This is a genomic window from uncultured Sphingomonas sp. (genome assembly GCF_964243315.1).
GTDB lineage: Bacteria > Pseudomonadota > Alphaproteobacteria > Sphingomonadales > Sphingomonadaceae > Sphingomonas.
This window is the reverse complement of sequence record NZ_CAXTEM010000007.1, coordinates 1-19,054: the sequence shown is the minus strand read 5'-3', so window position 1 is coordinate 19,054 and position 19,054 is coordinate 1. Positions and strand designations below refer to the sequence as shown.

At 66.6% G+C, this 19,054-nt stretch carries 16 protein-coding genes; 6 read left to right on the top strand and 10 right to left on the bottom strand.

The window, feature by feature from the left end; all coding sequences use genetic code 11:
• Positions 1–174: 174 nt before the first annotated feature.
• The 5 genes from ACFE77_RS03820 to miaA form a co-directional block, all read right to left on the bottom strand.
• Positions 175–804 carry a YceI family protein gene (locus ACFE77_RS03820; protein WP_375420301.1) on the bottom strand — a complete coding sequence of 210 codons (630 nt, stop codon included), beginning with the start codon at positions 802–804 and terminating at the stop codon, positions 175–177.
• A gap of 245 nt (positions 805–1,049) precedes the next feature.
• The gene (ilvC, locus tag ACFE77_RS03815) at positions 1,050–2,069 is read right to left on the bottom strand and encodes a ketol-acid reductoisomerase (RefSeq protein ID WP_375420300.1); all 1,020 of its coding nucleotides are present in this window, start codon (positions 2,067–2,069) and stop codon (positions 1,050–1,052) included.
• Between the two features lie 113 nt (positions 2,070–2,182).
• The gene (gene ilvN, locus ACFE77_RS03810; protein WP_375420299.1) at positions 2,183–2,698 is read right to left on the bottom strand and encodes an acetolactate synthase small subunit; all 516 of its coding nucleotides are present in this window, start codon (positions 2,696–2,698) and stop codon (positions 2,183–2,185) included.
• Positions 2,698–4,458 carry an acetolactate synthase 3 large subunit gene (locus ACFE77_RS03805; protein ID WP_375420298.1) on the bottom strand — a complete coding sequence of 587 codons (1,761 nt, stop codon included), beginning with the start codon at positions 4,456–4,458 and terminating at the stop codon, positions 2,698–2,700. Before ACFE77_RS03805 ends, ilvN begins: the two co-directional genes overlap by 1 nt.
• 71 nt (positions 4,459–4,529) lie before the next feature.
• Complete coding sequence (miaA, locus tag ACFE77_RS03800) at positions 4,530–5,468, bottom strand: tRNA (adenosine(37)-N6)-dimethylallyltransferase MiaA (RefSeq protein WP_375420297.1); 939 nt, start codon at positions 5,466–5,468, stop codon at positions 4,530–4,532.
• Between miaA and serB the strand changes: the two genes are divergently transcribed.
• Positions 5,449–6,327 carry a phosphoserine phosphatase SerB gene (gene serB, locus ACFE77_RS03795; protein WP_375420296.1) on the top strand — a complete coding sequence of 293 codons (879 nt, stop codon included), beginning with the start codon at positions 5,449–5,451 and terminating at the stop codon, positions 6,325–6,327. The two genes, miaA and serB, sit on opposite strands and share 20 nt — an antisense overlap.
• 254 nt (positions 6,328–6,581) lie before the next feature.
• Here the strand turns inward: serB and ACFE77_RS03790 are convergent, their stop codons facing one another.
• Complete coding sequence (locus ACFE77_RS03790) at positions 6,582–7,820, bottom strand: TetR/AcrR family transcriptional regulator (protein ID WP_375420295.1); 1,239 nt, start codon at positions 7,818–7,820, stop codon at positions 6,582–6,584.
• A 160-nt stretch (positions 7,821–7,980) separates the two neighbouring features.
• On the opposite strand from ACFE77_RS03790, the gene ACFE77_RS03785 reads away from it, so the two are divergent.
• The 5 genes from ACFE77_RS03785 to ACFE77_RS03765 all read left to right on the top strand — a co-directional run bounded on the left by ACFE77_RS03785 (position 7,981) and on the right by ACFE77_RS03765 (position 13,417).
• Positions 7,981–9,264, top strand: coding sequence for an acyl-CoA dehydrogenase family protein (locus tag ACFE77_RS03785; RefSeq protein WP_375420294.1), 1,284 nt, complete (start codon positions 7,981–7,983; stop codon positions 9,262–9,264).
• 145 nt (positions 9,265–9,409) lie between these two features.
• The gene (locus tag ACFE77_RS03780; RefSeq protein ID WP_375420293.1) at positions 9,410–10,492 is read left to right on the top strand and encodes a Zn-dependent alcohol dehydrogenase; all 1,083 of its coding nucleotides are present in this window, start codon (positions 9,410–9,412) and stop codon (positions 10,490–10,492) included.
• Positions 10,493–10,529: 37 nt separating this feature from the next.
• On the top strand, positions 10,530–11,573 hold the full coding sequence (locus tag ACFE77_RS03775; protein WP_375420375.1) for a phosphotransferase family protein: 1,044 nt from the start codon (positions 10,530–10,532) through the stop codon (positions 11,571–11,573).
• Positions 11,574–11,706: 133 nt separating this feature from the next.
• Positions 11,707–12,471, top strand: a complete 765-nt coding sequence (locus ACFE77_RS03770) for an SDR family oxidoreductase (protein ID WP_375420292.1) — start codon at positions 11,707–11,709, stop codon at positions 12,469–12,471.
• 148 nt (positions 12,472–12,619) lie between these two features.
• A complete protein-coding gene (locus ACFE77_RS03765; RefSeq protein ID WP_375420291.1) occupies positions 12,620–13,417 on the top strand; it encodes an SDR family NAD(P)-dependent oxidoreductase in 798 nt (265 codons plus the stop codon).
• 327 nt (positions 13,418–13,744) lie between these two features.
• Here ACFE77_RS03765 and ACFE77_RS03760 read toward each other — a convergent pair whose 3' ends face one another.
• From ACFE77_RS03760 to ACFE77_RS03745, 4 genes are all read right to left on the bottom strand, one after another.
• A complete protein-coding gene (locus tag ACFE77_RS03760; protein WP_375420290.1) occupies positions 13,745–14,650 on the bottom strand; it encodes an acyl-CoA thioesterase in 906 nt (301 codons plus the stop codon).
• Entirely contained in the window at positions 14,650–15,777 is a 1,128-nt protein-coding gene (locus tag ACFE77_RS03755) for an acyl-CoA dehydrogenase family protein (protein ID WP_375420289.1), read from the bottom strand. The genes ACFE77_RS03760 and ACFE77_RS03755 overlap by 1 nt, the downstream gene beginning before the upstream one ends.
• A 102-nt stretch (positions 15,778–15,879) precedes the next feature.
• Positions 15,880–17,061: an acyl-CoA dehydrogenase family protein gene (locus tag ACFE77_RS03750; protein WP_375420374.1), complete on the bottom strand. Its 1,182-nt coding sequence runs from the start codon at positions 17,059–17,061 to the stop codon at positions 15,880–15,882.
• Between the two features lie 119 nt (positions 17,062–17,180).
• On the bottom strand, positions 17,181–19,054 hold a 1,874-nt coding region (locus ACFE77_RS03745), incomplete at its 5' end, for a 3-hydroxyacyl-CoA dehydrogenase NAD-binding domain-containing protein (protein WP_375420288.1).

Genomic DNA, 19,054 nt, shown 5'->3' with positions numbered 1-19,054 from the left:
GGAAGCGGGTCAGCCCTTAGGCGCGGGCGGCATGCGGCGCATGCCAACGAAGTCGCGCCTAAGGGCGCGTAAGTCGAAGCAGCGAGAGGCGCAGTGCCGAAATCATCGAGGTCGACCTACCGCGACACCGGCGTGCTTGTCCAGCACGATGCGGTGCCGCGGTAGGCGCGACGGTTACTTCTGGAAGGCGGCCGCGATGTCGAGCTTCACCGCATCGCCGATCATCGGCAGGCCGAAGCCGAGACCGAACTGGCTGCGCATGATCGTGCCGACCGCGTGGAAGCCGACATTCTCCTTGCCACCCATCCCCGCCGGCATCTTGCCCGCCCCGTAAAAGTGGACGTCGAGGGTCACGGGCTTGGTGACGCCGTTGAGCGTGAGGTTGCCGGTGAGCTTCGCGGTCTGGCCGCTGGCGACGACCGAGGTCGAGACGAAGCGCGCGTCGGCCGCGGCGGCGCCGAAGAAGTCGGGCTTGCCGCCGTCCTTGCCCGCGCGCGTCAGATGCGCGGTCAGGCCGCTGCTGGCAGTCGTTACCTTCGACACCGGGATTGTCATGTCGACCTTGGTGGCGTTCGGGTTCTTCGGGTCGAGCGTCAGCGTGCCGGTGACGTCGCCGAAGATGCCCGTGTAGGGCGTGAAGCCGAGGTGGTCGAGCGTCCAGGTGACCAGCGTGTGGCCGGGATCGGCGGTGTAGGTGCCGCCGGTGATCGCGGCGGTGTTCTTCGATCCCGGCGCGGCGGTGGGCGCCTGAGCGAGCACCGCGGTGGAGGCGAGGGCGAGGGCGGCGAAGATGGCGAGGCGCATGCGGGACACTCCAGATGATTATTTCGGAGGTTTAACCACGCTTGCGCAAGGTGCGGAAGTGGCAAAGGCGAAACGGAGTGTTGGGGTGAAGTGCTGACCTTCTACTTCGTCATCCCGGCGAACGCCGGGACCCATAGGTAGCGGTGAGGCTGGCCGTGGCGCGCCGACGCTTGTTCACCGTGACCATCGGTCCCGGCGTGCGCCGGGATGACGATTGGGGGGAGGGGTGATCCTCGCCCGCCCGATCAATTCTTCGCTTTGTCGACCAGCTTGTTCGCGCCGATCCACGGCATCATCGCGCGGAGTTCGGCGCCGACCTGTTCGATCGGGTGCGCCGCGGCGGCCTTGCGGGCGGCCTTCAGTTCGGGCTGGCCAGCGCGGTTATCGAGGACGAAGTTCTTCACGAAGCGACCGCCCTGGATGTCGGCGAGCACGCGCTTCATCTCGGCCTTGGTCTCGCTGGTGATAATCCGCGGGCCGGTGGTGATGTCGCCATATTCGGCGGTGTTCGAGATTGAATAGCGCATGTTCGCGATCCCGCCCTCGTACATCAGGTCGACGATCAGCTTCACCTCGTGGAGGCACTCGAAATACGCCATCTCGGGGGCGTAGCCGGCCTCGGTCAGGGTCTCGAACCCGGCCTGGATCAAGTGGGTGAGACCGCCGCAGAGCACCGCCTGCTCGCCGAACAGGTCGGTCTCGCATTCCTCGCGGAAGTTGGTTTCGATGATCCCCGACCGCCCGCCGCCGACGCCGCTGGCATAGGCGAGACCGATGTCGTGAGCGTTGCCGCTCTTGTCCTGATGGACCGCGATCAGGCAGGGGACGCCGCCGCCGCGGACATATTCGCTGCGCACGGTGTGGCCGGGGCCTTTGGGCGCGATCATGATGACGTCGAGGTCCTCGCGCGGCTCGATCAGGCCGAAATGGACGTTGAGCCCGTGCGCGAAGGCGAGGGTCGCGCCCTGCTTCATGTGCTCGTGATAATCGTCGGCGTAGATCGCGGCCTGATGTTCGTCGGGCGCGAGGATCATGACGATGTCCGCCCAGGCGGCGGCTTCGGCGTTCGACTTAACCGCGAAGCCGGCGTCGATCACCTTGCGCGCCGTCGACGAACCTTCGCGTAGCGCGATCGCGACATCCTTTACGCCGCTGTCGCGCAGGTTCTGCGCGTGCGCGTGACCCTGCGAGCCATAGCCGACGATCGCGATCTTCTTGTCGGTGATCAGGTTCAGATCGGCATCGCGATCGTAATAGACACGCATTCTTCGTTTTCCCTTTTGCTACGTGCTCCCACGAAGGCGGGAGCCTAGAGCCACGAGCGAAACCATGTGAGGCCCTGGGCTCCCGCCTTCGCGGGAGCACGATCATTGATCTACTAAGCGGCCTCGCGGCCTCGCGAGATCGCGACGATGCCGGTGCGGGCGACCTCGATCAGGCCGACTTCGCCCATCAGTTCGACGAACTTGTCGATCTTCTCGCGTCCGCCGGTCACCTCGAACACGAAGCTCGACGTGGTCGCGTCGACCACGCGAGCGCGGTAGACGTCGCCCAGGCGGAGCGCCTCGATGCGGTGATCGCCGGTGCCGCGCACCTTCACCAGCGCCAGTTCGCGTTCGACATGCGCGCCCTGTGCGGTGAGATCGGTGACGGTGTGGACCGGCACCAGCCGATCGAGCTGCGCGACGATCTGTTCGAGCGTGGCGGGGCTGGCGGAGGTGACGATGGTGATCCGGCTGACGGTCTTGTCGGCGGTGATCTCCGACACCGTCAGGCTCTCGATGTTATAGCCGCGCGCGGTGAACAGCCCCGCGATCCGCGCGAGAATGCCCGGTTCGTTGTCGACCACCACCGCGAGCGTATGCCGCTCGGACGTCTCCTGCGTCATCCGCATCAGACGAGCGCCTTGGCTTCGTCGTCCATCGTGCCGGAGACCTCGTTGGCCTGGAGGATCATATCGGTATGGGCGGCGCCGGAGGGGATCATGGGGAAGCAGTTGGCGAGCTTCGCGACACGGCAGTCGACGATCACCGGCCCGTCATAGTCGAGCATCGCGGCGATGCCGTCGTCGAGCTGGTCGGGGCGTTCGATCAGGATGCCCTTCCAGCCATAGGCCTCGCCTAGCTTGACGAAGTCGGGCAGGCTTTCCGAATAGCTCTCCGCATAGCGGCTGGAATAGGTCAGTTCCTGCCACTGGCGGACCATGCCCATATACTGGTTGTTGAGGATGAAGATCTTGACCGGCAGCCGGTACTGGGTGGCGGTCGCCAGCTCCTGGATGTTCATCTGGATCGACGCTTCGCCGGCGATGTCGATCACCAGCGCGTTCGGATTGCCTAGCTGCGCGCCGATCGCCGCGGGCAGGCCGTAGCCCATCGTGCCGAGACCGCCGCTGGTCAGCCACTTGTTGGGCGATTCGAAGCCGAAATGCTGCGCGGCCCACATCTGGTGCTGGCCCACCTCGGTGGTGATGATCGGATTACGGGCGCGGGTCGCCTCCCACAGCGCGCGCACCGCACGCTGGGGCATGATCTCGCCGTTGTTGCCATTCGGTGCGTCCTCGGGGAAGTCGAGGCACTTCTTCGCGCGCCAGCCCGCGATCCGGTGCTGCCAGTCGGTGGTGTCTGGCTTCGGATGCTGGCGCGACCTCCAGATCCGGACCATGTCCTCGAGCGCGTGACCGGCGTCCGCGATGATCGCGAGATCGACGCGGACGTTCTTGTTCACGCTCGACCGGTCGATATCGATATGAACCTTGCGGCTGTTCGGGCTGAACGCATCGAGGCGACCGGTGACGCGGTCGTCGAAGCGGCTGCCGATGGCGACCACCAGATCGGCCTCGTTCATCGCCATGTTGGCCTCGTAGGTGCCGTGCATGCCGAGCATGCCGAGCCATTGCGGCCCGGATGCGGGATAGGCGCCGAGGCCCATCAGCGTCGACGTGACCGGCGCGCCGGTGATCCGCACCAGCTCGCGCAGGATCTGGCTCGCGGCCGGGCCGGCGTTGATGATGCCGCCGCCAGTGTAGAGGATTGGCCGCTCCGCCGCGGCGAGCATGTCGACGAGTTCCTCGATCTGGCTGCGATCGGCCTTCAGCGCGGGGCGATAGGTCTTGTGCTGGATCGGCCCCGGCTTGGCGTAGCGCGCGGTGGCAACCTGCACGTCCTTGGGGATGTCCACGACGACCGGGCCGGGCCGGCCGCTGGTGGCGATATGGAACGCCTCGTGGATCACCGCGCCGAGCTTGGCGGGGTCCTTAACGAGGTAGTTGTGCTTGGTGCAGTGGCGCGTGATGCCGATCGTGTCGGCCTCCTGGAACGCGTCGGTGCCGATCAGCGCGGTCGGCACCTGACCGGTGATCACCACCATCGGGATCGAGTCCATCAGCGCGTCGGTGATCCCGGTGACCGCGTTCGTGGCGCCGGGGCCGGAAGTGACTAGCACCACGCCGGGCTTGCCGGTCGAGCGCGCATAGCCCTCCGCCGCATGGGTCGCCGCCTGTTCGTGGCGGACCAGCACGTGCTTGATCCGCTTCGATCGGAACATCGCGTCGTAGATCGGCAGCACCGCGCCGCCGGGATAGCCGAAGACGATCTCGACACCGAGATCGCACAGTGCCTCGACGAGGATGTCGGCTCCACTTTGCTCGCTCATGTCGATCACCTTGGCCTTCGTTGGAATTGTGCAGCGCGGCTAGCCGTCCAAACCTCCCACGTCAACCCGCGTCAGAACAATAATGTTTCTATAGCAGCCATCGCCACATTAGAATCTGTCGTCCGATGCCAGCTTTGTGGAGGTTGATTGCGGAACCAGGTATATTGCCTCTTGGCGTATCGACGCGTGTCGAGCTGCAGGCGTGACAGTACCGAAGCAGCGTCTGACCGGCCAGCTAGTAGCTCTACTAGGGGCGCAACCCCTATCGCGCGGCGCACCGGCGCGTCGGCGGGGATGTCGTCACGGGCGATCAGCGCTGCGACCTCATCGGCGGCGCCCGCTTCGATCATCTCCACGCAGCGACCGTCGATCCGCGCCATCAAAACGTCGCGCGACGGCAGGAGGATAGCGGCGGCCAAATCTACACGGTCGCCGATGCCGCCGACCCGTTCCAGCTGCCATGCCGCGAGTGGGCGACCGGTCGCACGAACGACCTCCAGTGCGCGCGCGACGCGGGTCGTGTCGGCAGGTGCGAGGCGCGCAGCCGCCGCGGGATCCTCGACGGCCAGCAGCGCATGCGCCTCCGCCACCGGCAGCGCGCGCACCGCCTCTCGTACCGCCGCATCGATCGCCGGTACCGGCGCGATGCCGTCGATCAGGGTGCGCAGGTACAGGCCGGTGCCGCCGACGAGCACGGGCAGCAGCCCGGCCGCATGCGCGGCGTCGATCTCCCGGCGGGCCTCCGCTGCCCAGCGTGCGGCGGAATAGCCGGTGTCGGCGCCGTCGACGTGACCGAACAGGCGGTGCGGTACGCGCGCCTCTTCGGCCGGCGATGGTCGTGCGCTGAGGATGCGCAGGTCGGTATAGACCTGGCTGGCATCGGCGTTGATGACAGCGCCGCGGTGACGATCGGCGATTTCGATCGCGAGCGCCGACTTGCCGCTGGCGGTCGGCCCTGCGATGAGCGCCACCTTCGGCTTGGAGTTTGCGATGTTCACGGCGACACTCATAGCAGCGCAAAGCATGGCTGCGGGGGAGATTTCCGCGGCGGCCGATCGGCTGGCGGTCGCGGGTTGCGCACCGGCGACCTCGGGCTGGATCGACGAGGGCAAGGCCGCGGACCTGTGGTTCGGGATGGATTCCGCTGCCGCACGAGAAGCGCTCGAGGGCCGGTTCGATGGAGTGGATATCGTCGTCCAGCCGGCGGAGGGGCGCGGCAAGGCGCTGCTCGTCGCGGACATGGATTCGACGATGATCACGGTCGAATGCATCGACGAACTCGCCGACTATGCGGGTATCAAGGCGGAGGTTGCTGCGGTCACCGAACGGGCGATGCGCGGCGAGCTGGACTTCGAGGCTGCGCTGGACGCCCGGGTGGCGTTGCTGGCGGGGCTCGACGAGGCGGTGATCGAGCGGTGTCTCGCAGAACGCGTCACGATCATGCCGGGTGCTAAGGCGCTGGTGCGGACGATGCGCGCGCGCGGCGCGCTGACGGTGCTGGTGTCGGGCGGCTTCACGCGGTTCGCGGAGCCGGTTGCGGCGGAGATCGGGTTCGATCGGGCGATCGCCAACCGGCTGGAGATCGCGGATGGCCAGCTGACGGGGACGGTGGCGAAGCCGATCGTGGGCGCGGAGACCAAGCGTTCGACACTGCTCGCGGCGGTCGAGGAGCGGGGCCTCGCGTCGCGGGCGACTCTGGCGGTGGGTGACGGCGCCAACGATCTGGCGATGATCGAGGTAGCCGGGCTGGGGGTCGCCTATCGCGCCAAGCCGATCGTCGCGACGGCGGCCGGGGCGCGGATCGAGCATGGGGATCTGACGGCCTTGCTCTATGCGCAGGGCATCGGGCGTGCGGAGTGGGTGGCGTGAGGCAGCGATCCGCGTGGCGGCGCTATCTTGGCCTTAGTGGTTAGGTTCGCCGCTTAACTCACAGCCCTGATCTGATCGATAGTCTACCCTTTAAAGATGTAGGCGAAGAGTAACGACTCCTCCCCGCCCCGCTGGTGCTCCCGCGAAGGCGGGAGCCCAGTACTGGGTCCCCGCCTTCGCGGGGACACAAGCCGGCACGTGTGCGAACGAAAGCAGAAGCGTTCAGTGGCCCAAGGACGAATGCTGCGCCGGGATCACGCCAGCGCGCGGTCGTCGAACAGGCCGTAGAGCAGGGTCGAGGCGTAGATCGCGATCGCGCGGTCGCGGGGCATGGTGCTGGCCCATTTGCGCATGTCGAACGCGGCGTTCTGAAGCGCCATCAGCGTCTGCGCGGCGATCAGTGAGTCCACCGGGCGGATCGACCCCTCGGCGATGCCGTCCATCATCGTGCCCGCGAAGCGACGAGCGATGCGGTTGGAGCGATCCACCATCGCGGTGCGCACATTGGCAGGCAGACCGCTCAGCGCGGTGGTGCGGAGCAGGGGCGCGCGTTCGGCGAATTGGATGTCGAGCAGCGTCGCGATCGTGCTCGACAGGCGCTGCCAATGGGTGCCGCCGAGATCGTCGGCATGCTGCTGCGCGTCGGTTATGGTGTCGAAGCTGCGCTTGTAGCAGGCGATCACCAGATCGTCCTTGGCATCGAGATGGTGATAGAAGCTGCCCTTGGTGACGTTCAGCTCCGACGCGATGCGCTGGACCGAGGCGCCGCGATAGCCCAGTTCGTTGATCAGCCGCGTCGCCGCCAGCAGGAATGCCGCACGTCCGAGCTCGGCCTCCTGATGATCGAGCACCAGCGTGGTCGGGTTCCAGGCGGCGGCCTTGCCGGCGATACCGTGTTCGAACACGTCCATCATCTTGGCCTCGCACCGGCCATATTGATCGGGCTCGTAGCGGGTCAGCCAGACCGGCAGCCAGAAGGTGTTTTCGAGCAGGACGTGCGCGCGGGCGCCGTAGAGGTCGGTCTGCGCGCGGTTGCTGCTGTTGCCCCATAGGCGCCGGGTGCGACGGAACACCTCGCGCCAGCCGTTCATCAGCCGGGTGCGGTTGGGATCCTCGGTCGCGCGGAGATCCGATAGGATCGCCATGGGCCGTTCCTGCCCGAGCCGGACACGATCGAGCCGCGCCATGTTGAGCGACATGTAGCGGCGGACGCGTTCCTGCGGGGTCTTCGCCTCCATCGCCGCATCGAGCATCACCAGGAGGTAATCCAGCGTGTGTTCGAACGCCGCGGCGGCGAGGTCTTCCTTGCGCTTGAAATAATAGGTGACGCTGGTGGTGTTGAGGCCGACGCGGCGCGCAACGTCCGCGAAGGTCATGCCCTTCGCGCTCTGTTCGTTGATCGCTTCTGCCGCAGCGGCCAGGATCGCGTCGCGTTTCGCCCGAAAGCGCTTCGTGCCCGATACTTCGTTGCCGGCCGTGTTTTCCCCGCCCATCGAGCCACAGTATCAGCTTCGTTTCGAAGAGACAGTGTTATTTCGGCGCAATCGCGTAGGTGGCAAAAACGCGTTTGCGGGGCGTGCGCGGCGCTTTACCGAATACGCGGTACGGTCTAGACCGCCGCCAACCGACGAGACGACATAGCGGAGAGGCTGCATGGATTTCACGCTCAGCGAACGCGAGACCTATTTCCGGGATCGCGTGAAAAGCTTCATCGATCAGCAGATCAGGCCGCGCCAGGCGGAACATGACGAGCAGCATCACGAGGGCGAGCGCTGGAAGATCATCCCGGTGATCGAAGAGGTGAAAGAGATCGCCAAGGCGCAGGGCCTGTGGAATTTCTTCATGCCGCCGCATTCGGGCCAGACCCATGTCGACGACAGTTTCGCGTTCGAAGGCACGCAGCTGTCGAACCTCGAATATGCGCTGTGCGCCGAGGAGATGGGCCGGGTCGGCTGGGCGTCCGAATGCTTCAATTGCTCGGCACCCGACACCGGCAACATGGAGGTTCTTCATCGCTACGGTACGCTGGAGCACAAGGAGCGCTGGCTGAAGCCGCTGATGGAAGGCACGATCCGATCGGCGTTCCTGATGACCGAGCCTGCGGTCGCGTCGTCGGATGCGACCAACATCGAGACGCAGATGGTGCGGGACGGCGACCATTATGTGATCAACGGCCGCAAATGGTGGTCGTCGGGCGTCGGCGACCCGCGCTGCGCGATCGCGATCGTGATGGGCAAGACCAATCCCGACGCCAAGCGACATGGCCAGCAGAGCCAAATCCTGGTGCCGATGGACACGCCGGGCGTGACGATCGAGCGGATGCTGTCGGTCTATGGCTATGACCATGCGCCGCACGGCCACGGCCAGGTGCTGCTGGAGAATGTCCGCGTGCCGGTCGAGAACGTGCTGCTCGGCGAGGGGCGCGGGTTCGAGATCGCGCAGGGGCGGCTCGGGCCGGGGCGGATCCATCACTGCATGCGCACGATCGGCGTTGCCGAGGTCGCCATCGAGGCGATGGCGAAACGTTTGCAGAGCCGCGTCGCGTTCGGGCGGCGGATTTCGGAGTTCTCGGTCTGGGAGGAGCGGATCGCGCGGGCGCGGATCGACATCGAGATGACGCGGCTGCTCTGCCTGAAGGCGGCGGACATGATGGACCGCGCCGGCAACAAATCGGCGCAGCAGGAGATCGCGATGATCAAGGTCCAGGCGCCGACGATGGCGCTGAAGATCCTTGACGACGCGATCCAGGCGCATGGCGGCGGCGGGGTCAGCCAGGACACCGGCCTCGCGCATGCCTGGGCGGCGATGCGGACGCTGCGCTTCGCGGACGGGCCGGACGAGGTCCACAACCGCGCGATCGCACGCAACGAGTTTGGGAAGTACGGCGATTATCGCGCGGAGGCGGTGTCGAGCGGGGATGTCGGCGTTTCTCGGTAGGCCGTTCAAACAAACACCCGTTCGTGGTGAGTAGGGACTGAGCCAGGCGAAGGCCCGTATCGAACCATCTCTTCGATACGCGTCTTCGACTTCGCTCAGCCGCTACTCAGGGCGAACGGTGCATTATCAGCATTCGGAGTACCTCATGAAAGCCGCCGTCCTGTTCGAAGCCAAGGCACCCCTCAGCATCGAGGAGGTGACGGTCAGCAAGCCCGGCTCGCGCGAGGTGCTGATCCGTACCGTTGCGGTGGGGGTGTGCCGGTCGGACCTGCACTTCGTCGACGGCGCCTATCCGCATGCGATGCCGACCATCCCGGGGCATGAGGCCGCGGGCGTCGTCGAGGCGATCGGGGACGATGTCGCGACGGTGAAGGTCGGCGATCATGTCGTGACCTGCCTGTCGGCGTTCTGCGGGCATTGCGAGTTCTGCGTCACAGGACACATGTCGCTATGTCTCGGCGCCGACACCAAGCGCAAGAAGGGCGCGCCGCCGCGGCTGATGCTGGGGGATACGCCGGTCGCGCAGATGCTCAACCTGTCGGCCTATGCGGAAATGATGCTGGTGCACGAACATGCCTGCGTGGCGATCGACCGCGACATGCCGATGGATCGCGCGGCGCTGATCGGCTGCGCGGTGACGACGGGCGCGGGCGCGGTGTTCAACACCACCGACGTGACCCCGGGCGAGACGGTGTGCGTCGTCGGTTGCGGCGGGATCGGGCTGGCGGCGGTGAACGCGGCGAAGATCGCGGGCGCGGCGAAGATCATCGCGCTCGATCCGGTGGCGGAGAAGCGTGCCGTCGCCGAGAAGCTCGGGGCGACGCATGTGATCGACGCGATGAGCGAGACCGCGGCGGAGCAGGTCGTCGAGATCTCGCGCGGCGGGGTCCATCACGCGATCGAGGCGGTGGGCCGCCCGCAATCGGCGGCGACCGCGGTGAAGGTGCTGCGGCGCGGCGGCACCGCGACGATCCTGGGGATGATGCCGCTTGCCGAGAAGGTCGGGCTGTCGGCGCTCGATCTGCTGGCGGGCAAGAAGCTGCAGGGCGGGCTGATGGGGTCGAACCGCTTCCCGGTCGATATCCCGCGGCTCGTCGACTTCTACATGCGCGGCGAACTCGATCTCGACACGATCATCGCCGACCGGCTGCCGCTGGAGCGGATCAACGACGCGTTCGACGAGCTGCGCAAGGGCGATGCCACCCGCAGCGTCATCACCTTCGCGTGAGGAGAGGATCGTGACCGAGACCAGCGCCACGGCGACGATGACGGGCACGATCGCGGCGGAGGGGCGCGACCGGCTCGACGTTCCGAAGCTGACCGACTGGATGACCGCGAACGTTGCCGGGTTCGAAGGCCCGCTGACCTATGCGAAGTTCGCCGGTGGGCAGTCGAACCCGACTTATCGGATCGACAGTCCGTCCGGCGCCTATGTGTTGCGCCGCAAGCCGTTCGGGCCGTTGCTGCCGTCGGCGCATGCGGTGGACCGCGAGTATCGGCTTATCGACGGGCTGTATCCGACCGGCTTTCCGGTCGCCAAGCCGTACGGCCTGTGCACCGACGAGGGCGTGATCGGGGCGATGTTCTACGTCATGGGGTTGGCGGACGGGCGCAATCTGTGGGACGGGACGCTACCCGACTATGCGCCCGCCGAGCGGACCGGGATCTACGATGCGATGTGCGACACGCTCGCGGATCTGCACAAGGTCGATCACGTCGCGGCGGGGCTGGGCGACTATGGCAAGCCGGGCAATTACTTCGAGCGGCAGGTCGCGCGCTGGACCAAGCAGTATCGCGCGAGCGAGACCGAGACGATGCCCGAGGTCGAGCGGCTGATCGAATGGCTGCCGCGGACGCTGCCGACGCAGGACCGTACCTCGATCGTGCATGGCGACTACCGGATCGACAACATGATCTTCGCGAACGACGAGCCGCGGGTTATCGCGGTGCTCGACTGGGAGCTGTCGACGCTGGGCGATCCGCTGGCGGATTTTTCCTATTTTCTGATGAGCTGGGTGACCGAGCCGGAAGGGCGCTCGGGCGTGCTCGGCAAGGCGGGGGGCGACAGCGGCATCCCGACGATCGAGGCGATGGTCGAGCGGTATTGCGCGGCGACCGGGCGCGACGGGGTGCCGGACCTCAATTGGTATTTCTCGTACAATCTTTTTCGGCTGACCGGGATCGTCCAGGGGATCAAGAAGCGCATCGTCGAAGGCACCGCGTCGAGCGCGCAGGCGGAGCGGTCCGCGGCCGGCGTGTACCGGCTGGCGAAGGCGAGTTGGGGATTTGCGGAGAAGGCAGGGGCGTGAAGGTCGCGCTTAGCTAGCTTGTGCTCCCGCGAAGGCGGGAGCCCAGGGCCGAGCAGAACCATAAGCCATTGTCTTGCTTGATCCTGGATTCCCGCCTGCGCGGGAAAACGAAATAGAAGGAGGAAGGACCAGCATGTCGCAATTCGATCTGGCCGGGAAGGTCGCCGTGATCACCGGATCGTCGCGCGGGATCGGGCATGCCTCGGCGATCGAGCTGGCGGCGCACGGTGCGAAGGTGGTGATCTCCAGCCGCAAGCAGGATGCGTGTGACGCGGTGGTCGCGGAAATCGATGCGCGGTTCGGCGAGGGCACTGCGATCGCGGTGGCGGCGAACATCTCCGACAAGGCGGGGTTGCAGAACTTGGTCGACCGGACGCGGGCGGCATTCGGGCGGATCGATGTGCTGGTCTGCAACGCGGCGTCGAACCCCTATTACGGACCGCAGGAGGGGATCGCGGACGATCAGTTCCGCAAGATCCTCGACAACAACATCGTCTCCAACCACTGGCTGATCTCGATGGTCGCGCCGGAGATGCGCGAGCGTGGTGACGGGTCGATCATCATCATCTCGTCGATCGGCGGGCTGCGCGGATCGCCGGTGATCGGCGCCTATTGCATCAGCAAGGCCGCCGACATGCAGCTCGCACGCAATCTCGCGGTCGAATACGGGCCGCACAACGTTCGCGTGAACTGCATCGCGCCGGGGCTGATCAAGACCGACTTCGCGCGCGCGCTGTGGGAGGATGAGGCGGCCGCCGCGAAGCGCAACCAGACCACCCCGCTGCGTCGGATCGGCGAGCCGCACGAGATCGCGGGCGCGGTGGTGTTCCTGGCGGCACCGGCGAGCAGCTTCATGACCGGCCAGACGATCGTGATCGACGGCGGGGTGACGATCTAGGTGGCTGGTCCCCGCGAAACTCCCGTTCGTCTCGAGTAGCCAGCGAGCTCGTCGAGTGCTCGTATCGAGAGACCTGTGTGTCTCGAGACGAGCCCTCGACAAGCTCGGTCTCTACTCGACACGAACGGCTTAATTGGGAGCGATTGCAATGCGGTTCACCGACAAGTCGATCATCGTTACCGGCGCCGGCTCGGGGATCGGTCGCGCCGCGGCGCTGCTGTTCGCCGCGGAGGGCGGCAGCGTGGTATGCGCCGACCGTACCGAAGGCGCGGACGAGACGGCGCGGCTGATCGGCGAGGCTGGTAATAAGGCGGTCGCGATCCGGGTCGATGCAGGGCTGGAGGAGGACGTGGTTCGCACCGTCGCACTCGCGTGCGAGCGGTTCGGCGGGCTCGACGTGATGTTCGCCAATGCGGGCATCTCGGGCGGAATGGCGAACATCTTCGACACCGACGTCGCGCTGATTACCGAGGTGTTGCGGGTCAACCTGATCGGACCGTACCTCGCGATCAAGCATGCCGCGCCGCGGATCGCCGAGCGCGGGCAGGGGGCGATCGTGCTCACCGCCAGCGTCGCGGGCATCCGATCGGGCGCGGGGTCGCCCGCCTATTCGGCGTCGAAGGCGGGGGTGATCAACCTCGCCCAGGTGTCGGCACAGCAACTCGCGGGATCGAACGTGCGGGTCAACGCGATCTGCCCGGGTCTAACTGAGACCGGGATGACCAAGCCGACCTTCGACTATGCGCGGGGTGCGGACAAAATGGACAAGCTCGGGCGGCTCAACCCGCTACGGCGCGGCGCGCAGCCGGAGGAACTGGCGAAGGTCGCGCTGTTCCTGGCGTCGGACGATGCGAGCTACGTCAACGGGCAGGCGATCGCGGTGGATGGCGGACTGTCGTCGAGCCACCCAGTGACGCGGCAGGAATATGGGAAGACGGCGGTTTAGGGGGGAGCCTCTCCACCCGTTTGCCTCGAGTAGCCGTCGAGCCTGTCGAGACGGCGTATCGAGAGGTCCTCTCTTGGGGCGATGCCTCTCGATACGGGCTCTTGACGAGCTCGATCCCTACTCGAAACGAACGGGTGTGGGGAACACGATTGGTTCACGCGAAGGCGCGAAGGCGCGAAGGCGCGAAGAAGTAGGGAGGGGGTTCGCGCGGAGGCGCGGAGACGCAGAGGAAGAGAAAGTTGGAGCCTGCGGCGCAGCCTCTTACCTCCGCGCCTCCGCGTGGAACCCGTCTGCTTCGCGCCTTTGCGCCTTAGCGTGAACAAACCCTCAACGCGGCTCGCGTTTGCGGATCAGCCCCTCTTGCGCGACACTCGCCACCAGACGACCGTCGCGCGAGAAGATGCTGCCGCGGTTCATGCCGCGGGCGTGGCCGGCCCAGGGGCTGTCGGTGGCGTAGAGCAGCCATTCGTCGGCACGCACCGGCTCGTGGATCCATAGCGCATGATCGAGGCTCGCGCTTTGCATGCCGGGGGTCATCCAGTTAACGCCGTGGGGCATCATCGATGTCGCCATCAGCGCCATGTCACTGGCATAGGCGAGCACCGCGCGGTGCATCGCGGGATCGTCGCCGATCGGCGCGACGGCGCGGAACCAGCTATAGTTGCGCGGCTCCCGCGTGACGGGTTCGAACCAGCTACGCGGGTGGAGCGGGCGGATGTCGATCGGGCTCGTGCGGCGGCGGAAGAACTCGCGGTAGCGCTCGGGCATCTTGTCGGCGGCGGCACGGCGCAGCTCGCTTTCGGACTGGAGGTCTTCCGGCGGGGGCACGTCCGGCATCGCGTCCTGATGCGCCAGCCCGTCTTCGGGAACCTGGAAAGACGCCGCCATGTTGAGGATCGGCTGCCCCTTCTGCAGCGCGATGACGCGCCGGGTCGAGAAGCTCTTGCCTTCGAAATCGCGGACCACGCGGAAGATGATCGGGTGTTCTTCGTCGCCCGCGCGCATGAAATAGGCGTGGAGCGAGTGCGCCGCCTTGCCCTCCACCGAGCGTTGCGCGGCTTGCAGCGCCTGGCCGATCACCTGCCCGCCGAACACCCGGCCGCGACCGCCGGGCTGGCGCGCCCCGCGATAGAGATCGGTGTCGATCTCCTCGACGTCGAGCAGCGATACCAGGCCGGCCGCCAACACTTCCGGCAGCGGGGGCGTCCAGGCCTCGGGGTCGGGCTCCGTCATCAATAGCCTGCTGCGCGGGCGAGCCGATCGGCGTGGAAGTTGGCGTCGCCGAACATCTCGGCGAGCGCGCGCGCGCGCTTCATGTAGAAGCCGATGTCGTATTCGTCGGTCATGCCGATGCCGCCGTGCATCTGGATGCCTTCCTGAACGCTGAGCGTGGTCGCGAGCGCGGTCATCGCCTTGGCGACCGACACCGCGGTATCGGCATCGGCGTGCCCGGCGTCGAGTTGCTGCTGCGCCTTCAGGACGGCGGCGCGGGCGATCTCCATTTCCGAATAGAGGTGCGCGGCGCGGTGCTGGAGCGCCTGGAAACTGCCGATCAGCGTGCCGAACTGCTTGCGCTGCTTGAGATAGCCGACGGTCATGTCCATCGCGCCGCCGCCGACGCCGAGCAGTTCCGCGGAGGCCCCGGTGCGGCCGGCGCGGAGCAGGCGATCGAGCGGCGCGCGGCCGGCGTCGACCTCGCCAATTACCGCGTCGGCATCGACCTCGAGACCGTCGAAGGTCATGCGCGCGGCGAGGCTGGAATCGGCGAGGCGCTCGGCTTCGGCGGTCAGGCCGGCGGCGTCCTTGTCGACCGCGAACAGGGTCACGCCCTCGTCGTCACCCGCGGCGCCGGCGGTGCGGGCGGCGACGATCAGCAGGTCGGCGACATGGCCGTGGGTGACGAACTGCTTGGCGCCGGTGAGCTTGAAGCCATTGCCCGATCGCTCGGCCCTCATCGCGATGTGATCGCGGTGCTTGGCGCCTTCGTCGATCGCGAGCGCTGCGACGGTGTCGCCGGCGACGATGCCGGGAAACCAGCGGTCGGCCTGCGCGGTGCCCTGCAATGCCGCAACCGCGGCGACCGCGGTGGAGAGGAAGGGCGAGGGGGTCAGGTTGCGGCCGATCTCTTCGAGCACGACGCCGGCCTCGACATGGCCCATGCCGAGCCCGCCCTGGTCTTCGCCCATCATCATGCCGGTGAACCCCATCTCGGCGAACTGCTTCCACAGATCGCGGCTGAATCCGGTCGGGTCGTCGGCGTCGCGGAGCGCGCGGAGGTGCGAGACCGGCGCCTCGGTGGCGACGAAGTCGCGGATCGTGTCCTGAAGGGCGGTCTGGTCGTCGTCGAGGTAGAGCGGCATGGGATCTTATTTTCCGTGTTCCGGCGGACGCCGGAACCCAGGGTTCCAGCCGTCCAGCCCTGTGGCTCTGGGCTCCTGCGTCCGCAGGAGCAAGGCGGTCGCTTAGGCGGGCAGTTCGAGGATCCGCTTGGCGATGATGTTGAGCTGGACTTCGCTGGTGCCGCCCTCGATCGAGTTCGCCTTGGTCCGCAGCCACGCGCGCGGGGTGCCGCCGCCGTTGGAGCGATCGCTCTCCCATTCGAGCGCGTCCGAACCGCCCGCGGCCATCATCAGCTCGTAGCGGCTCTTGTTCAGCTCGGTGCCGACATATTTCATCATGCTCGGCTGGGCGGGATGCGCGCGACCGGCCTTCAGTTCGTCGATAAAGCGTTCGGACATCGCCCCGAACGCCTTGGCCCGAACCTCGAACATCGCGATCTGCGAGCGCAGCAGCGGATCGGCGAGGCGACCGTCGTGATCGAGGCCGACCGTGGCGATCGCGCCCTCGATCAGCGGATTGCGACCGCCGCCGGCGAGACCCATCCCGGAGATCATCTCGCGTTCGTGGCCGAGCAGGTATTTGGCGACGTCCCAGCCCTTGTTCTCGTCATGGACGCGATTGGCCTTCGGCACCTTCACATTGTCCATGAAGGTCTCGCAGAACGGCGAATAGCCGCTGATCAGCAGGATCGGCTTGGTCGAGACGCCCGGCGTCTTCATGTCGAACAGCACGAAGCTGATCCCGCCCTGCTTCGATTCCTTGCTGGTGCGGACCAGGCAGAAAATCCAGTCGGCCTTGTCGGCATAGCTGGTCCAGACCTTCTGGCCGTTGACGATGTAATGGTCGCCCGCGTCCTCCGCCGAGGCGGCGAGGCCGGCGAGATCGGAGCCGGCATTGGGTTCGCTATAGCCCTGGCACCAGCGGATCTCGCCACGCGCGATCTTGGGTAGGTGGTCGAGCTTCTGTTCCTCAGTGCCGTATTTCAGCAGCGCCGGCCCGAGCATCGAGATGCCGAAGCTGTTGAGCGGATTGCGCGCGCGGATCGCGGCCATTTCCTCGCGGAGGATTTTGGTCTCGGCAGGCGAGAGGCCGCCGCCGCCATATTGCGTCGGCCAATCGGGCACGGTCCAGCCGCGCGCGCCCATCGTGTCCATCCACTGCTTCTGCGCAGGGGTGAGCATGCTCTGGTCGCGACCGCCCCAGACCGCATCCTTTTCGGTGCGCACCGGCTCGCGCATTTCGGGCGGGCAGTTCTCCTCGAGCCATGCCCTGGTCTCGCGGCGGAAGGTGTCGAGGTCGGTCATCTGCATCTTCTCCTGTTCCTTACCGGTGGGGGAGGGGGACCCTCGGGAGCGGAGCTTGTGGGGCTCGCCCCCTCCACCATGCTTCGCATGGTTCTCTTCCCCATGCCGGGGAGGGTTGGTTACTTGATCGTGCCTGCCTTCAGGCTTTGCGCCACGGGGAAGCCGTGCTTTTCCAGGCCCTTCACGACCTTGTCATAGCCTTCGGTCTGCGCCCAGAACATCGGGCCGCCGCGATAGACCGGCCAGCCATAGCCGTAGATCCATACCACATCGATGTCGGACGCGCGCTGCGCCTTGCCTTCTTCGAGGATCAGCGCGCCTTCGTTGACCATCGTGTAGAGGGTACGTTCGACGATTTCCTCGTCGGTGATCTCGCGCTTCTTCATGTTCGACTTGGAGCGGAAATCCTCGATGATCTCGGCGACGCGGGGCGAGGGCGTGGGGTTCCGCTTCTCGTCGTAATCGTAGAAGCCGGCCTGCTTCTTCTGGCCCCAGCGACCTTCCGCGGCGAGTGCGTCGCGGATGTTCTCGATCCGGGTCGGATCGCGGTGCCAGCCGATGTCGACACCGGCGAGATCGCTCATCTGGAACGGCCCCATCGGCATGCCGAATTCGACATGGACGCGGTCGATCTGTTCGGGCGTGGCGCCCTCCATCAACAGCTTGTTGGCCTCGACCTGACGCGGCATCAGCATGCGGTTGCCGATGAAGCCGTGGCAGACGCCCGCAACCACCGCGACCTTCCTGATCTTCTTGGCGAGCGCCATGACGGTGGCGAGCACGTCGCCCGCCGTCTTTTCGCCGCGCACGACTTCGAGCAGCTTCATGACGTTGGCGGGCGAGAAGAAGTGCATGCCGACGACGTCTTCGGGACGCTTGGTGCAGGCGGCGATCTCGTCGATGTCGAGGTAGGAGGTGTTCGAGGCGAGGATCGCGCCTGGCTTGCAGAGCGCGTCGAGCTTCGTGAAGATCTCCTTCTTCACGTCCATGTTCTCGTACACCGCCTCGATGATCAGGTCGCAATCGGCGAGCGCATCGAAGTCGAGCGTGGGGTTGAGCGCGCCCATCGCCTGTTCGACCTGTTCGGGCTTGATACGGCCCTTGGCGGCGGACGCCTCGTAGTTCTTGCGGACGACGCCGGTGCCGCGGTCGAGCGCGTCCTGCTGCATCTCGACGATCGTGACCGGGATCCCTGCGGACAGGAAGTTCATCGAGATGCCGCCGCCCATCGTGCCGGCGCCGATCACGCCGACGCGCTTGATCTCGCGCAATTGGATGTCGGCGGGGATGCCGTCGATCTTCGCGGCCTGACGCTCGGCGAAGAAGATGTGGCGCTGCGCGGCGGACTGGGTGCCCATCATCAGCTTCATGAACTCGGCGCGCTCGTTGGCGATGCCGTCGGCGAAGGTGGAGCCGTTCGACGCCGCCTCGACGCACTTGATGTTGGCTTCGGGCGCTTCGAAGCCGCGGAAGCGCTTGGCGTTGGCCTTGCGGAACGCGGCGACTGCGTCGGGATCGGGTGTCGCGGTCTTCTCGCTGGCGCGGGGCAGGGGACGGGCGCTCGCAATCTCGCGGGCGAAGGCGATCGCGTCGGCCTCCAGGCTGTCCTCGCCGACGAGCTTGTCGACCAGGCCGGCGTCGAGCGCCTGCTTCGCCGAGATCGGATCGCCCTTGGCGGTCATCTCGAGCGCGAGAGGCACGCCGGCGATGCGGGGGATGCGCTGGGTGCCGCCGGCGCCGGGTAGCAGGCCGAGCTTCACCTCGGGCGTGCCGATCTTCGCCGAGGGCACGGCGACGCGGTAGTGGCAGCCGAGCGCGACTTCGCAGCCGCCGCCGAGGGCAGTGCCGTGGATCGCGGCGACGACCGGCTTGTCGGCGGATTCGATCATGTCGATCACCGTCGGCAGGCCGGGCTCCTGCATCGGCTTGCCGAATTCTGTGATGTCGGCGCCGGCGAAGAAGGTGCGGCCGTCGCAGCGGATCACCACCGCCT

Bases quoted from the DNA above. Each gene is read 5' to 3' on its own strand.
- ACFE77_RS03765 (WP_375420291.1), top strand. From the start codon at position 12,620: ATGCGGTTCACCGACAAGTCGATCATCGTTACCGGCGCCGGCTCGGGG.
- ACFE77_RS03820 (WP_375420301.1), bottom strand. From the start codon at position 804: ATGCGCCTCGCCATCTTCGCCGCCCTCGCCCTCGCCTCCACCGCGGTG.
- ACFE77_RS03750 (WP_375420374.1), bottom strand. From the start codon at position 17,061: ATGACCGACCTCGACACCTTCCGCCGCGAGACCAGGGCATGGCTCGAG.
- ACFE77_RS03790 (WP_375420295.1), bottom strand. From the start codon at position 7,820: ATGGGCGGGGAAAACACGGCCGGCAACGAAGTATCGGGCACGAAGCGC.
- ACFE77_RS03785 (WP_375420294.1), top strand. From the start codon at position 7,981: ATGGATTTCACGCTCAGCGAACGCGAGACCTATTTCCGGGATCGCGTG.
- ACFE77_RS03770 (WP_375420292.1), top strand. From the start codon at position 11,707: ATGTCGCAATTCGATCTGGCCGGGAAGGTCGCCGTGATCACCGGATCG.
- ACFE77_RS03780 (WP_375420293.1), top strand. From the start codon at position 9,410: ATGAAAGCCGCCGTCCTGTTCGAAGCCAAGGCACCCCTCAGCATCGAG.
- ACFE77_RS03805 (WP_375420298.1), bottom strand. From the start codon at position 4,458: ATGAGCGAGCAAAGTGGAGCCGACATCCTCGTCGAGGCACTGTGCGAT.
- ACFE77_RS03775 (WP_375420375.1), top strand. From the start codon at position 10,530: ATGACGGGCACGATCGCGGCGGAGGGGCGCGACCGGCTCGACGTTCCG.
- ilvC (WP_375420300.1), bottom strand. From the start codon at position 2,069: ATGCGTGTCTATTACGATCGCGATGCCGATCTGAACCTGATCACCGAC.
- serB (WP_375420296.1), top strand. From the start codon at position 5,449: ATGTTCACGGCGACACTCATAGCAGCGCAAAGCATGGCTGCGGGGGAG.
- ACFE77_RS03755 (WP_375420289.1), bottom strand. From the start codon at position 15,777: ATGCCGCTCTACCTCGACGACGACCAGACCGCCCTTCAGGACACGATC.
- miaA (WP_375420297.1), bottom strand. From the start codon at position 5,468: ATGAGTGTCGCCGTGAACATCGCAAACTCCAAGCCGAAGGTGGCGCTC.
- ilvN (WP_375420299.1), bottom strand. From the start codon at position 2,698: ATGCGGATGACGCAGGAGACGTCCGAGCGGCATACGCTCGCGGTGGTG.
- ACFE77_RS03760 (WP_375420290.1), bottom strand. From the start codon at position 14,650: ATGACGGAGCCCGACCCCGAGGCCTGGACGCCCCCGCTGCCGGAAGTG.